This window comes from Mycobacteroides sp. CBMA 271 (assembly GCF_009729205.1).
Taxonomy (GTDB): domain Bacteria; phylum Actinomycetota; class Actinomycetes; order Mycobacteriales; family Mycobacteriaceae; genus Mycobacterium.
Genome location: NZ_VTHB01000003.1, coordinates 138300 through 151964 on the forward strand (window position 1 = coordinate 138300; position 13665 = coordinate 151964).

General features: G+C 63.8%; 12 protein-coding genes and 1 tRNA gene. 7 read left to right on the forward strand and 6 right to left on the reverse strand.

The genetic code is table 11. The annotated features are described in order from the left end of the window. Positions 1-480 (reverse strand): XRE family transcriptional regulator, encoded by a 480-nt coding sequence (locus FZI91_RS09330; RefSeq protein WP_155938749.1) that lies wholly within the window; start codon positions 478-480, stop codon positions 1-3. A gap of 119 nt (positions 481-599) precedes the next feature. Continuing rightward, on the reverse strand, positions 600-2441 hold the full coding sequence (locus tag FZI91_RS09335; RefSeq protein ID WP_155938750.1) for a fatty acyl-AMP ligase: 1842 nt from the start codon (positions 2439-2441) through the stop codon (positions 600-602). A 312-nt stretch (positions 2442-2753) separates the two neighbouring features. Here FZI91_RS09335 and FZI91_RS09340 point away from each other — a divergent pair. The 4 genes from FZI91_RS09340 (at position 2754) to FZI91_RS09355 (ending at position 5725) form a co-directional block, all read left to right on the forward strand. Beyond that, a tRNA-Leu gene (locus FZI91_RS09340) sits at positions 2754-2827 on the forward strand. A gap of 296 nt (positions 2828-3123) precedes the next feature. After that, entirely contained in the window at positions 3124-4047 is a 924-nt protein-coding gene (locus FZI91_RS09345; RefSeq protein ID WP_162525460.1) for a hypothetical protein, read from the forward strand. A gap of 281 nt (positions 4048-4328) precedes the next feature. Beyond that, positions 4329-4625, forward strand: a complete 297-nt coding sequence (locus FZI91_RS09350; protein WP_155938752.1) for a hypothetical protein — start codon at positions 4329-4331, stop codon at positions 4623-4625. Next, the gene (locus FZI91_RS09355) at positions 4598-5725 is read left to right on the forward strand and encodes a site-specific integrase (RefSeq protein ID WP_155938753.1); all 1128 of its coding nucleotides are present in this window, start codon (positions 4598-4600) and stop codon (positions 5723-5725) included. Before FZI91_RS09350 ends, FZI91_RS09355 begins: the two co-directional genes overlap by 28 nt. Here FZI91_RS09355 and FZI91_RS09360 read toward each other — a convergent pair. Together FZI91_RS09360 and FZI91_RS09365 are read right to left on the reverse strand one after the other, a co-directional pair. Next, positions 5722-6612 carry a hypothetical protein gene (locus tag FZI91_RS09360; protein WP_155938754.1) on the reverse strand — a complete coding sequence of 297 codons (891 nt, stop codon included), beginning with the start codon at positions 6610-6612 and terminating at the stop codon, positions 5722-5724. The genes FZI91_RS09355 and FZI91_RS09360 overlap by 4 nt on opposite strands. Positions 6613-6743: 131 nt before the next feature. Next, entirely contained in the window at positions 6744-7313 is a 570-nt protein-coding gene (locus FZI91_RS09365; protein ID WP_155938755.1) for a hypothetical protein, read from the reverse strand. A 685-nt stretch (positions 7314-7998) separates the two neighbouring features. Here FZI91_RS09365 and FZI91_RS09370 point away from each other — a divergent pair. The 3 genes from FZI91_RS09370 to FZI91_RS09380 are packed head-to-tail and all read left to right on the forward strand — an operon-like array spanning position 7999 to position 10399. Then, positions 7999-9180: an NAD(P)/FAD-dependent oxidoreductase gene (locus FZI91_RS09370; protein WP_155938756.1), complete on the forward strand. Its 1182-nt coding sequence runs from the start codon at positions 7999-8001 to the stop codon at positions 9178-9180. A gap of 26 nt (positions 9181-9206) precedes the next feature. Beyond that, positions 9207-9779, forward strand: a complete 573-nt coding sequence (locus FZI91_RS09375; RefSeq protein WP_162525489.1) for a DUF4389 domain-containing protein — start codon at positions 9207-9209, stop codon at positions 9777-9779. Further along, the gene (locus tag FZI91_RS09380; protein ID WP_155938758.1) at positions 9776-10399 is read left to right on the forward strand and encodes a class I SAM-dependent methyltransferase; all 624 of its coding nucleotides are present in this window, start codon (positions 9776-9778) and stop codon (positions 10397-10399) included. Before FZI91_RS09375 ends, FZI91_RS09380 begins: the two co-directional genes overlap by 4 nt. Before the next feature lie 2 nt (positions 10400-10401). Here the strand turns inward: FZI91_RS09380 and FZI91_RS09385 are convergent, their stop codons facing one another. Both FZI91_RS09385 and FZI91_RS09390 read right to left on the reverse strand, forming a co-directional pair. Continuing rightward, entirely contained in the window at positions 10402-12801 is a 2400-nt protein-coding gene (locus FZI91_RS09385) for an FtsX-like permease family protein (RefSeq protein ID WP_239001608.1), read from the reverse strand. 104 nt (positions 12802-12905) lie between these two features. Continuing rightward, a complete protein-coding gene (locus FZI91_RS09390) occupies positions 12906-13604 on the reverse strand; it encodes an ABC transporter ATP-binding protein (protein ID WP_155939048.1) in 699 nt (232 codons plus the stop codon). Positions 13605-13665 lie beyond the last annotated feature (61 nt).

A 13665-nucleotide genomic window follows, 5' to 3' on the forward strand; every position in this document is an offset into this window, starting at 1 on the left:
TTACTGTCCGTTGCTGACCGAGTTGTCTACGGTCGGCAGGCCCTGGAGTGCCCGCACGTGATCGAGCACGGCAGCCACGGTTTCCAGACTCTGCTTGTTCAGGCCGATCGCGCGCAATGCGATCAGCTCAACCTCGTCCCGGGTGGTCTCGTCCAGCGCGCCGAGTCGCTCATCGAGCGAATAGGTGCGCTCAGGATCGGTGAGCACCGAGAGTGGCACGCGGAAGAAGTCGGCCAAGGCGCCCAGTAGGTCGATCGCGGGGCGGGCCCGCTTGCCGGTGCGCAGCGCCGAGAGGTAGGCCCCGCCGACCTTGATGTCGGGATTGGCCTTCTTGATGCCGTTGGCTACCTCGTCGTTGGTCCACATCCGGCCGTCGGGGCGCCGATGCGACTGGAAGAGCGCATTGATGCGATCAGCGAGGTTCGCGTCGGCGGATTTGGCGTCCTGGGTGGGCGCCAGCGGCGGGCTCGAAGTGGCCATCTACCAAGTGAAACACCGATGGTGTGCGCCCTCAACGCGAGGGGGCAGACTGTGACTGTGATTCAACGCACAGTTGAGGCGTGCGGCGGGGCGAAATGGCTGCCGGTTCTGGCTGCGGATCAGCCGTAGATGCCCGCGAGGTACTCCGCGCGGCAGGCTCCGCGCGCGAGCTTGCCGCTGGTAGTGCGCGGAATCGCGCCCGCGGCAACCAGCCGAACGTCGGCCACCGACAACGTGTGCTGGCGGGAGATGGCGGCCCGGATCGCGTCCACGACCGGCGACTGCTCGGCGCGCCCCGATCCGGGGGCCCGTTCGGCGACAACCACCAGCCGCTCGCTGGTGTCGGCAATGGCGGCCTCGGCGAGCTGATTCGCCGCGACGGAGAATGCCGAGACATACCCGGAGCGGACGGCGGGCGAGGCCTCCGAGGCGGTCGCCTCGATGTCCTGGGGGTAGTGGTTGCGTCCGTCGATGATGACGAGGTCCTTGATGCGGCCGGTGACGTACAGATTGTCGTTCAGGTACACCCCGAGGTCTCCGGTGCGCAGCCACCGGCTGTCATCGTCGGTCCCGGTAGCGTGGCTGCGCTGTTCAAGCCGTGAGCGCAGCTTGTTGTGGAAGGTCTTCTCCGTCTCGCTGGGGCGGCCCCAGTAGCCGCGGCCGACGTTGGCGCCGTGCAGCCAGATTTCACCGATTTCTCCCTCGGGGAGCTCGGCTCCGGTTTGAGGGTCGACGATTACCAGCCACTGGCTGGGGATCACCTGGCCGCACGAGACATGCGGGACCGCCATTGGGGCGTCGGGGGCGACGGGGACGGCGCGGTCCTCCTCGAGCCGGACACGGTCCAGGAAGATCACGCTGGGGCGCTCGTCGATGGCGATGGTGGCGACGGAGAGCGTGGCCTCGGCCATGCCGTAGGACGGCTTGATGGCGGTGGCCGGGAATCCGTAGGGGGCGAAGGCCTCATTGAACTTCTCGATCGCCGAGATGGTCACCGGCTCGGACCCGTTCAGCAGACCCGCGACATTGCTCAGATCCCACGTCTCGCCTGCCGGTGGCAGGCCGCGCTGCGCGGCGAGTTCGAATGCGAAGTTCGGCGCGGCCGCGAACACCCTCCCGTATTCGGACTCGACGGCGAGTTGTTTGACCCACCGACGGGGGCGTCGTACGAAGGCCAGCGGCGACATCAGGGTGATGTGACCGCCGCACAGCGCGGGGAACAGGATCATGATCAGACCCATGTCGTGATACAGCGGCAGCCAGCTCACGCTGCGGGTAGTGGTATCGAGGCCACCGGCCAGGATCATCTGAAGCACGTTCGTACAGGCCGCGCGGTGGGTGATCTCCACGCCGGCCGGGGTGCGCGTCGACCCGGAGGTGTACTGCAGGTACGCAATGTCGTCGGTGTCGAGCTCGACGGGAGCAAAGGTGCCACTCACCGAATCCGGGACAGCGTCGATGGCGATGACGCGGGGGCGCCGCTCGCGAGGAAGCTTGCGCAGGAAGGCGTTTACCGATTCGGCCGCGCCGTCGGTGGTAAGGATGACGGAGGGGGCGGCGTCCGCGAGGACGGCGTCGAGCCGGTCGGCGTGGCCGGGCAGCTCGGGAGCGAAGAGGGGGACTGCGATGTTTCCGGCTTGGATGGCGGCGAAAAATCCGATGACGTATTCAATGCCCTGGGGGGCCAGGATCGCGACACGATCGCCCGGCTGGGTGACCTGTTGCAGGCGTGCGCCGATCGCACGCATCCTGGTGTCGAGCTCGACCCAGTTCAGTTCGGTGGCCACGCCGTCGTCGTCACGCGTGAAGTCCAGGTAGCGGTAGGAGACGGTGGCGCCGAACTCGGCGACGTTGCGTTCGAAGTTTGTTAGGAGCGTCGAGCCGGGTGGGAGGTCGATGTTTCCGTCTGCGTCGAGGTAATCCTCAATTCCGCTCTCCCGAACGGCAACTCCATCTGGCATACCCGACTCCCGACTCACGACGTAATACAATACCTGCGCTAACTAAGTAATCTCTTGAATCGCAGGTCGCTCGTCATTTCGGGGTCGAGTGGCAACTGCCTACATCGACGATCGCGAAATCTGGTGACGAACCACCCCTAGAACTCATCGAATTCTAGTGGTGTTCAACAGGTATCACTATCCACCCCATTATTTCAATGTGATCCACGGGTGAGTCGCGCAGTCGTGTGACGTTGGTCGTACAGGCTTGGTGCACGGATACGAAGTTGGCGGCAGGCGAAGCGCCGGGTAGAACTAGGGCTGATCTGCTTGGCCCCCATAGCCCAATTGGCAGAGGCAGCGGACTTAAAATCCGCCAAGTGTCGGTTCGAGTCCGACTGGGGGCACCGAGTTAGGGCAGGTAGATGCATTGCCGGCCCATCGGGTGACTCCTCTGGACCGGATTTACCGGCGTGCGTAGAGAGGCAAGTTTCCCTAGCTAACACACGAAGATTCATGACCGGATCGTGTCAGTACCTGGGAATATGCTGCGTGCTGTGAGCGCTGTATCCGACTTCTAACCCAGCCTGGCTTTTGGTGGGGCGTGCCGTTGGGCGCCGTAGTGGCCGGCACGATCGGTCCCTACATAACTGCTCGATCTGTCCGCGCGAGCGACAAGCGGAAGGCCGACCAAGAACGTGAGATGTTGACGTTGAAGGCCGCGCAAGACGAGAAGACCCAGGCCCGCAAGGAAGAGCGCGAGGACAAGCTGCGCGAACACGAAAGTCTTTACACGGCCGCGATGGATTTCGTAGAGGTCTCGACCGGCATCCTCATAACCGCCATCGACATGAAGGGTGTCTTCAACCTCATGCGCGACTTGGTAAATGGGCGCGCCGGTGTTGATGACCCGATGGCTGAAGCGAAGTTCGACCACTCCGAGAAGGTGATGGATGCCCAGATGCGGATCGCAGTGCCAATGAACAAGCTAAAACTGGTTGCCCCCAATGCCATTCTCGACGCTGCGACACGTACGTCGCTGGCCATTGTGACGACCGTGCGGCAGACAACAGAGCCATTCGCGGGACGTGTGGCGCACCAAGCCGCGGCGAAGGAACTCGATAGCTTCTACAACGTATTTCGCGAAGAAGTTGGGCGTGAACCCTATTCCGGCGAGCAGGCGCAAGAACAGGCGCTCTCCTTTATGGCGAGTCTGAAGCATCAGGTGGATGACTACATCGAAGAGGCCAAGGCAGATATGAAAGCTGCCGGATTCAAAACGACTCCGTGGGACAAGCCCAGCGACAATGATGAGTCGCCCGAGTCCGACGACGAGGCTCGCCGCTTCGGTTTAGTCGAGCCGGGGGCGGTTCCAATCACGACGGTCAAGGCTGGCGAACTCACAGAGGAGCACGTTGGCAAGTTGGTGGTGTGCAACGACCCGCAAACGGGGTTCAACCACGGCGCGAAAATTGTGGGCGTCACCCGAGTCGAGAACGGACCGAAGCCCGGCATCGTCCTGAGGTTGGCGCACCCGCCAAGGCCGGGCGGCAGGCCTGCCCAAGAGACTCAATCGCTAGTCCGATTCGACCAAGAGGTGCAGTTGGTTGAAATGCCTAGCCAGTGAGCGGCTTAGGCACATCGGGTTGGACGCCCAAGGCTTAGTTGTTGATCAACCCAGCGGTGTAGTCCTGGTAGCGCGGCCTCTATGTGGGTGAACGTGTTTTGAAGTCAGCGGCGGTGTAGGGGTTTCGCAGTTCGGTTGTGGCGCTCGCGGCGGGGCCGAAGGCGAGTTGTACGCAACCTGCGAGTGGAAGCAGACCGACCTCGTGTTCGGTGTTGGCATGATCGTGGTTCGCCGGTCGCTCGACTACTACGACGCCCACCTGAAGCCCAAGGAGCGCTGATATGGCGCATATTCGGAGCTACGACACTCAGCGGAAGCGCAAAGGCAAGACCGTTCGCGTGAATCGGGTTGTCTGGCGCGAGCCCGTCACCGATGAGTTCGGCGTACCCATTCCGGGCGAGACACGCGCCCGCCAGGAGAACTACACGACGCGCGAGGATGCCGAGGTGCGCCGCGACGAGCTCAACGCCGCGAAGCGCACAAGCGGCACTACCGCCTTGGCGAAGGCCAAAGAGGCCGGTGAACAACCGTTCGGTTTCTACGCGCGGTTGTGTCTTGCCGCGCAGCAGTTCGGGTAGCAGGCGGCAAGCTCAAGCAGTCCACCCTCGATGAGTACGAGCGGTTGTTGCGGTGCTATTTGCTGGACGCATTCGGCCCGCGAGCGGTTGCGTCGATCACGTCAACCGACTGCGAAGAGTTCCGGGCACGGCTAGTCACCCAGGCCTCGCGGCAAGGCGACAAGAAACCGCTCACGCCCGGTAGCCGTAAGCACGCATGGGACATGCTGTGCCGAGTGCTTGCCTACACGATGAAGCAGCATGGGGCGATCCCAGCCAATCCCGCCGACGCAACGTACAGCCCAAGCGCACGGGGCAGAGGCGACCATGAGAAGTTTGAGCACCGCCCGCTCACCGCCGGGCAAGTCGGGCAGCTCAGCGCTGCTATCGCGGGTGAAGTGGCGGACCTACCCGCCTACCCGGTGTACGCCCTCATGGTGCAGTTCTTGCCCTACAGCGGTTTACATGCTGCCGAGAACAGCGGCCTTGAGATTGGCGACCTCGTGTTCTCGCCGGGGCCGAAGTGTTCGGTGAACGTGCGCCGAACCAAGGAGCGTGACGATGGGCAATGGGTAGCGCGCACGCTCAAGTCCAAGAAGTCTCGGCGCACTGTTCCGCTGCAGGACTGGCTTGCGGAGCGTCTAGCCGCGTACCTCGCAGAGCACCGCATCGCGACGACCCGACTGCGCCGCTGTGGCCGTCACGGAAGAACGGAGGAGGCTATCGCGCAGCCGGGGAGAGCGGTACGCGGTGCCGCTGGATTGGTCCCAGCCGCTCGCGATGGGCGCGTTCTACGACACCATTTTCCGCCCAGCCTTGGAAGCGATCGGCTTGCCGGCCACAGACCTGCCACGGCAGATGAGCCAGCGGTTCGCGGGGTACGGCTGCACGATCTGCGGCACACGTTCGCGGCGATGCAGCTTTCGGCGGGCGTCCATTTCATGCTGGTATCAAAGTGGCTGGGGCACAGCACATTCACACTCACACTCGATACCTACGGCGACTACATCCTCGAAGAGGACGGCGGCGCACTAAACACCCTGCCGGAGCCACCGGTCCCGGCCCATGTCGCGGAGGGCACGAGCAACGTCGTGCCGCTACTCGGGCGACAGTTCAACTAATCGGTGGCGCTCTCAGGAATTAGGCCGAGCGACGGTTCCGCTTGCTCAACCAGGTTGGTCGCCACTTCCAAGGCCTTTGTGGCGCTAGCTAGCGTCTGTTGGACACCGCTGTGAGCAGCCCCATTTCTCGGCTCTTGCAGGTCGTTCCTAAAGTTTGTTGGGACTACACCTGCGCCAAGCTCTTTCATGAGCTTTGATCGACCCTCAAGGGTTCTGCTTCGGCCGATTAGCGCATCACGGAGCACGCTGTCGGTTGTTGCCAAATCCTGGTCGAGTATATCGGTCATTGCCAGTTCGGCGGCGGTCCCGGCGTCTATCACCGCCCGCCGGAAATCGCCCCTGGCGATGAGCGCACGCGCGTCTCGGATAAACATCCACATGTCGGGCGGGGGCTGCCCGTCAGCGGCGAGCCTCATGCAGGCTTCTAGGGTGGTGACGTCAACCGGTGCCCCAGCTGTCTGGTTGTAGGCCTGCCCTGATCGTGCCACCCCTGCGTTGCGCCGACTCACGAAATCGCTTGCATCCCATATCCAGATCGGTTCGGCGCGTATGCCTCCGCTCTTTCTCCTGGTCGATATGTTGTGGGAAGTGATGATTTCAAGCCAGGAGCTAAACAACTCCCACCAGTCGTCGATCTCTTCCATCGCGGACCAGGCTGTGGAGCTGAAAGACGCACCCGCCGGAAACTCAACAAGGAACTCGATGCGCCATCTGTCGACCCGAGCCGTAATCGGAAGTTGACTGCCATCGGGCGCATTTTCCCACGCCGTGATCACTCCCCACTTGAAGTCCCCCTCCTGCTCTTTCAGGTCTGCGGGACTCGTTGCGTTCGCCTGCCATTCGGGAGCAACGAGTTGAAGGTCGTAGTCGAAGCGCGGCAGCGTCACGACCAGATCTAATGACTTCGTCTTTGTGTTGAAAGATTGGCCGACGCAGTCTGCGACGACGGGAACACCAGCGCCGCAGGCGACGTGTCCTTCAACTAGACGTATATCGGCGTTGCCGGATGGCGTAACCGTCAACGGTGGCCATCGAAGCGAATAACGGCTTCAGGGAGGAACGTCATCGTGATCACCTTTTTCGGGTTCCACATGCTTTGTCCTCTCACCTCGATAACCTCTCGATTGAGTTCGTCGTCCTGAACGCGACGGTATGTCCCGAGCAGGTACTTCTCCGTAGACCCATGGGGGTCATTGAATTCGACCTGAAGCCACTTCCACATCTCGTCACCGCGAACCAAACGGAACTCGCTTCCCGGCAGCGGCTCATCGGGCTGTACAAGCCTGTCGATCGACTCCCACGGGTGAGCAGGCTTCTCGAAGAGTCCAGCCCCGCCTCGAACAAGTTCTCCATTGATCACGATCATCCCCGCCGGTGGTGGGTCGTCGCGGATATCGGTAATCCTGCCGTGCATTGCCGCCTGCTTCGACGGGTCGTCTGGGTCTGGTACCAGAATCTCGTCGCCTGGCCTCAAAGACCGAGCTGCGGTGCGGCGAATCGGCCAGAACTGGACCGGCTCGCCGTCCGGAGTCTCGCCGAACACTTCAATGCCCTCCCGATTGTTCGAACCTTGTCCAAATGCTCTCATCCCGGTGAGACATGAACATCCGATTTCGCCCGGCCCACGCCCTAGCTAACCCGCTCGTCCCGGCGTTTTTCCGGCGACCGAGGGCGATATGGGGCCGTACCGAAGGCGTACCGTTACCGTACCGGCAACGGCCTAATGCATTCTCTTGCAGCGGTTTTGCTACCTTCTGTGAACCCGTTTCACCTGGTCGCGCTACGCGGCCAGTACGTTCTCAAAATCCGCCAAGTGTCGGCTCGAGTCCGACTGGGCGCACACCGTATCGCCTGATCGGGGTGCTTAGGAGACAGTTGGGCAGTGTCGGCGGCCCCGAAACATTGGTTGTGAGAGAGGGCTGCCCCAGCTTGCGAACGCGCACACATGTACGAGTTCGGGGCAAGGCATGCACGCGCAGCACTGACCGGCGAGCGACTCGACCTGATGGGATGTCCGGCTAAATCGGCTCAGATGAACGCTATTGCGCCAGCGTTCCGCAGACGATCGCGGAAACCCTCGACGATGCTTGCGCGACGCTGTGTTTCCCGCGTTCGGCGGAGGCTCGCCGCCGATTCAGCCGCGGTCCTAGCTCACATACGAAGAGGCATAAAACCTGTACAGCGGGCCCGTCGCGGTCATACATTGAGCCGTGGAGCCAAGACGGCTCACGAGCCGACCCACGAAGCTGACGCCAGCAGCGAAGGCACCCTCGTTGCGGGTTCTGGTCGTCGGCGCCGGTGTCGGCGGAATCTCCATCGCTCGGGGGCTATTGCGGGACGGCCACGACGTCACCGTCTACGAGCGGCGTCCGGATATCCAGGCCGGTGGCGGTGCGGTGACCATCTGGTCGAACGGCGCCACGGTGCTGAGGCAGCTGGGCGTGGATATGGACGGGGCCGGCCAGCAGCTGTCGACCGTGCGGGTCATGACCTCGACAGGGCACCCGCTGGCCGCATTGGACGTGGCCACGATCGCAGACCGGCTGGGCGAGCCGGTTCGGATGGTCCCGCGCCAAGACCTGCTTGATCGGCTACTGAAAGGCTTTCCGGCGGAACGTATCCGGTGCAATGCCCGGGTCGTCGACGTGGCCGACAGGTGCGGCGGGGCGCGGGTCGAGTTCGCGGACGGCAGCGCGGCCGAAGGTGACCTGGTGATCGGCGCCGACGGTCGGCATTCGATGGTTCGCGATGCCGTCGGCGCAGACCACGCGGAGCCGACCGGCTGGTGCAGCTGGCAGGGGCTGGCAACCCTTCCGAATGGCGCCGATGAGCACGTCGCCTTCGTCGTTATCGGTGAGCGCGGAAATCTCGGGCTTTGGCCGGCCGGAGGCTCCGATGTGCAGTGGTGGTTCGACCTGCCCTGGTCGTCCGGCTTTGTCAGGCCGGAACACCCGATCGACATGATCCGGTCCACGTTCACCGGGTGGTCCGAGCCCGTCGATCGCGTGCTTGCGATGCTCACCGACGACGATCTGGCCCATTCGCCCTATCCCCATTTCCGACATCCCATTCCCGGGCCGGGCCACGGCGCGTTGACCCTGCTCGGCGATGCGGCCCACACCATGCCGCCGACCTTCGCGCAGGGGACCAACCAGGCACTGCTCGACACGATGGTGCTGTGCAAGGCGCTTTCGGAATTCCAGCGCGGTACCGATACTGACTTGCCCGACGCGCTGCGCTGGTATGAGAAGACCCGCCGACGCCGCGCTGCGGCCGTGTCCCGGGTTGCCTCGCTGCAGATTTCGCACGGTGAGGCCGTGCTGCGGACGGCGGCGATGGTCTCGGACCGGTTCATGACGTGGGCGCTAGCGACGTTCCTACAGTCGGTGAGTCACCGTCGGATGGCTGCCGACATCAACCGGGGCACTGCAGCCGATACGATCTGCCGGCCGTGATGACCCTGCCGGACAACGCCGTCCGTGTGCGCGGCGCGATCGACGCGCCCTCGCGCTGGCTCTTTATCGTCAAATGGTGCGTGCTGGCGGTTCCGCACTACCCGATATTGATCGTCCTGTACGTGGTGTATCCGGTACTGACCGTCATCGCCGGTATCGCAATCTTGTTCACCGGGCGATATCCGCGGACCATCTTCGATTTCAACGTCGGGGTGCTGCGCTGGTCCTGGCGGGTCATGAACTACCGGTTTCCGATGAACAGCACCGATCAGTACCCGCCCTTCACGCTCGCCGCGCGGCCCGACTATCCCGGCGAGCTCGAGGTCGACTATCCGGAACGACTCACCCAGTGGGTGGTGCTGGTGAAGCTGTTACTGGCACTGCCGCAGATCATCATCTGCTGGGCTATGGAGCCATTGCTGCAGGTGCTGGCCGTGATTTCCGCGGTGAGGTTGTTGGCCAGCGGCACGGTGTCGCCGGGCATGTTCGACCTCATCATGGGAATCGTGCGCTGGCGTTACCGGGTGGCCGTGTACGTCTCGTTGATGCGCGACGAATATCCACCGTTCCGAATGGACTTGGGCGGCGGCGACACATGAAGCATCGTAATCCATTGTTCCCGTATGTATATCGGCTCGGCATGCCGATTTTCGACCGACTGTTTTATCGCCGGTACCGGCGGGAGGCGATGAGCCTTGCCGTCGGCAGGCTGCTGATCGTGGGCGTTGGCCCGGGAACCGACCTCATGTTTCTTCCGCCCGCGGTGACATCGGTCGCGGCGATCGAGCCGGAGGCGGCGATGCGCCGGATGGCCGGCACCCTTGCGCGCCGCCGCGGCGTTGACGTCGACATCCTCGATGGGGTCGGGGAGTCGATACCGTTCCCGGACAACAGTTTCGACTCGGTGCATGTCGGGCTGGTGTTGTGCTCGGTCGACGATGTGGCGGCGACCCTCGGTGAGATCCGTCGGGTGCTCGCACCGGGAGGCAGGTTGGTGGTTCTTGAGCATGTCCGCGGGGACGGTGTGATGGGGTGGTTCCAGGATCTGATCGCCACGCCGTGGTCATGGTTGGCGTCCGGGTGCGAACCGAACCGCCGGACCGTCGAAGCGATTGCCGCAGCCGGATTCGATACCGGGGGATTGCGCAGCGTTCGACGAACTCTGGTGCCGCCGCCGTGCACACCTCACCTGCAAGGCGTCGCAACCGTCGCCGAATAGTGTTATTCGACGCTGACGGCCTCGATGATGTTGAGTCGCGCCGCGCGCCGTGCGGGCGGGATGGAGCCGAGCAGACTGATCGCCAGCGCGCCCGCGGTGAAGACCAGCGCCATGGGGCTTGGACGGAAGGTGACGTTGAAGTTCATGATGTTGCCGCTGACAAGGCTGAACAGCCACTGATCGACCACACCGACCAGCAGCCCCACGCTGCCGCCCACGATGCCGATGGCCGCGGCCTCGGCAAGAACCATGCCCAAGGTGTACCGGCGGCTGGATCCCATCGCCCGCAGTACACCGATTTCCCGCCGCCGTTCGAGTACCGAGAGCGTCAACGTGTTCAGCAGCGCAACCGCGGCGACGAACACCACGATGATCCATACGGCGTTGGCGATCAGCATGCTTTGGTGCAGTGGGGCTTCCAGGCCGGCCAACGCGGTGCGGCCGTCGTACACGTAGTTAGGTGCGGGCACCGCACCGCGGACGCCGGCCAGCAGCCGCCCCGGATCTGCGCCGTCGACGGCGTTGATTTGAAGTGTCGTCGTGCCCGGGCGGTCAAACCATGCCCGCAGGTGATCCAGGCTCATCCCGACGGTGCCGATGACCGTCGAGAAGTAGGGCACCAGGGCCAACACGGGCGTGCGCTGTGGGCCGTGGGGCGTTTGCAACTCCAGTTCGTCGCCCACTTGGACGCTGAGAGTCTTGCCCAGGTTCTGTGAGAGCACCACGCCCCGGCCGTCCAGCACTTCGTGACGTACGTGTTCGTCGAGCGCACGGAAAAGCGGATCGTGGGTGCCGGGGGAGAAGCCATTGAGCATCACGCGCGTGCCGCCGATGACGGCGAATCCGGACGCGCCTTCGACGACGTTCGCGACCCCCGGAACCGCTGCCACCTTCTCGGTAAGACCTTGCGGCAGCAGGTCAGTGGGGTAGCGATCGGGCAAGTTTGCGCTCACCCAGACGTCGACATCGGCGACCGGCGCGAAGATGTCACGCGCAGATCGGATCATGTCGTTGTTCGTCCCGGTGATTACCACGGTGGTGACCACGGCGATGAGCACGGTCATCACGGTGGCCCACACCCGCCGCGGCGCACGTCGGACCGTCGCCGCCGCGAGCGCCCCGGGTGAACCGAACATTCGAGCCACTGTGGCAGTCGCGTTCACGATGGGTCCGGTGAGCGCGAAGCCCAGCGCAATCTCGGCAGTGAACAGCGCCGCGATCGCGACAAAGGCGAGCGACCCCGGTTGGTAGAACACGGTCAGCATCGACGCGGCCAGCACCGCCACGGCCACGACCCCGCTGGCGATACGCAGCCAACGCGGCACATTGTCGGCCACGGAAACTCCAACGGGTGCAAGCGCTTCGATCGGCGATACCTTGTACACCTGCCGCGCAGCCATTGCCGATGCGGCCACACTGGTGAGTACCGTCGCAGCGACGGCAGCCGGGATCGCGTAGTCGGGCAGCCAGTACTCGATACGGGCTTCGAGCCCTTGAGTCACCGTCGGCGGCAAACGGCCAATCGCCAGGCGGCCCAGTACTATTCCGAGGGCTGACCCGATGGCGCCGCCGATCACACCGAGGATCGCGGCCTCGGCGAGCATATCGCGAACGATCGTGACGCGGCGACCGCCGATTGCGCGCAGCATCGAGATGACCGGGCGGCGTTGGGCTATCGCCATGGTCATCGTGGTGTAGATAAGGAACGCCCCGACCACCAACGCGACCGCCGCACCCATCAGGGCCATGTAGTTCATGAGCTTGACGCCGTCGCCGGCACGCGCGGCCCGCAGACTCGGGTCAGCGACGATCGCCCGGCTGTTCACCGCGGCGGTGACCTTGTCGCGAACCGCGGCGAGATCCGCCCCCGGTTTTGTGGTGATCAGAATCGAATCGAGCTGCCCTTGCCGTCCAGTGACATTCTGCGCCAACGGTAGCGGGGCAAGCACATAGTGCCCACCGTTGAGATCCGCGAGTTGCTTGCCCGTGAGCACTTCGTCGACGGTGACCGCACCCGAGCCGAGCCGGAACTTCTCGCCTTTCGTGTGGCCGACGGCCGGCCCGACCTGAACACCGCCGGCCGCCCGTGATGGCGCGTCAACCTTCACCCCGACAGCATCTTTCAGGGCGCCTTCCAACGCGGAACTGCGATCGTCGGCGCCGAACAGCAAAACTGGTTCCGAATCTGTGGGTGCGGACATCCGTATCATCGGTGCTGCAGTCGCCACGCCAGGGATCTTGGCGACATCGGCCAGTACCGCTTCAGGGAATCCCGCGTCGGTGATACCCGATACCTCGAGCGCGGCGACGCCGGCGACTCCGTCCGCCAACCGGTTGACCGATCCGGTGATCGACCCGAAGATGCCGAATATTGCCACGAGATACATTGCAGAAACAGCCATTACGGCGATCGAGGCGATGGTGCGTCGACGATGTACGGTCAGCTCGCGCAGACTGAACACACGTAGCCTGCTCGCTGCGGCGGCGATGGTGTGTCCGGGGCGTTTCACCCTGGAGCCACCGACATCTCGTCGGAACCGAGCCGACCGTCTTGCAGCGTGATGACCCGGTCGGTCGCTGCGGCGGCCTCCGCGTTGTGGGTCACCATCACTACCATGCGGCCGGCACCTTCCTCGTGGGCGACTTCGTTGAGGAGGGTCAGGATGGCGGTGCCCGTGGTGGAATCCAGGTTCCCGGTGGGTTCGTCGGCAAGGATCAGTGGTGGGTCCATCATCATGGCTCGCGCCACCGCGACTCGTTGCATCTCGCCGCCGGATAGTTCGGCCGGCCGGTGTTCGGTCCGCTTACCGAGGCCGACCCGCTCCAGTAGTCGAACCGCATCCGGTTTGACCTTGCCCAGCCGGATGCCGTCGAGCAGTTTGGGGACCGCCACGTTCTCCCACGCGGACAGCGTCGGCAGCAGGTTGAAGAACTGAAAAACGAACCCGACCCGATGATGGCGGAACTCGGACTGTTGCTCATCGCGGAGGCTGCCGATCTCCTCACCGTCGAAGGTGATCGATCCCGAGTCGGGGGAGTCCAACGCCCCAAGCAGATGCAGCAAGGTGCTTTTCCCTGCCCCCGATGGCCCGACGATCGACACGAACTGGCCGCCGGCCAGGCGGAGGCTAACCTCGTTGAGCGCACGCACCGTCTGCCCACCAACCCTGTACTCGCGCACTATGTTGCGGAGTTCGATGGTCAGTTCGCGCTGGGGCGTATCGGCAGTGTCCAGTTGTCTCATGGTGGCCTCCGCGAGACCGGGT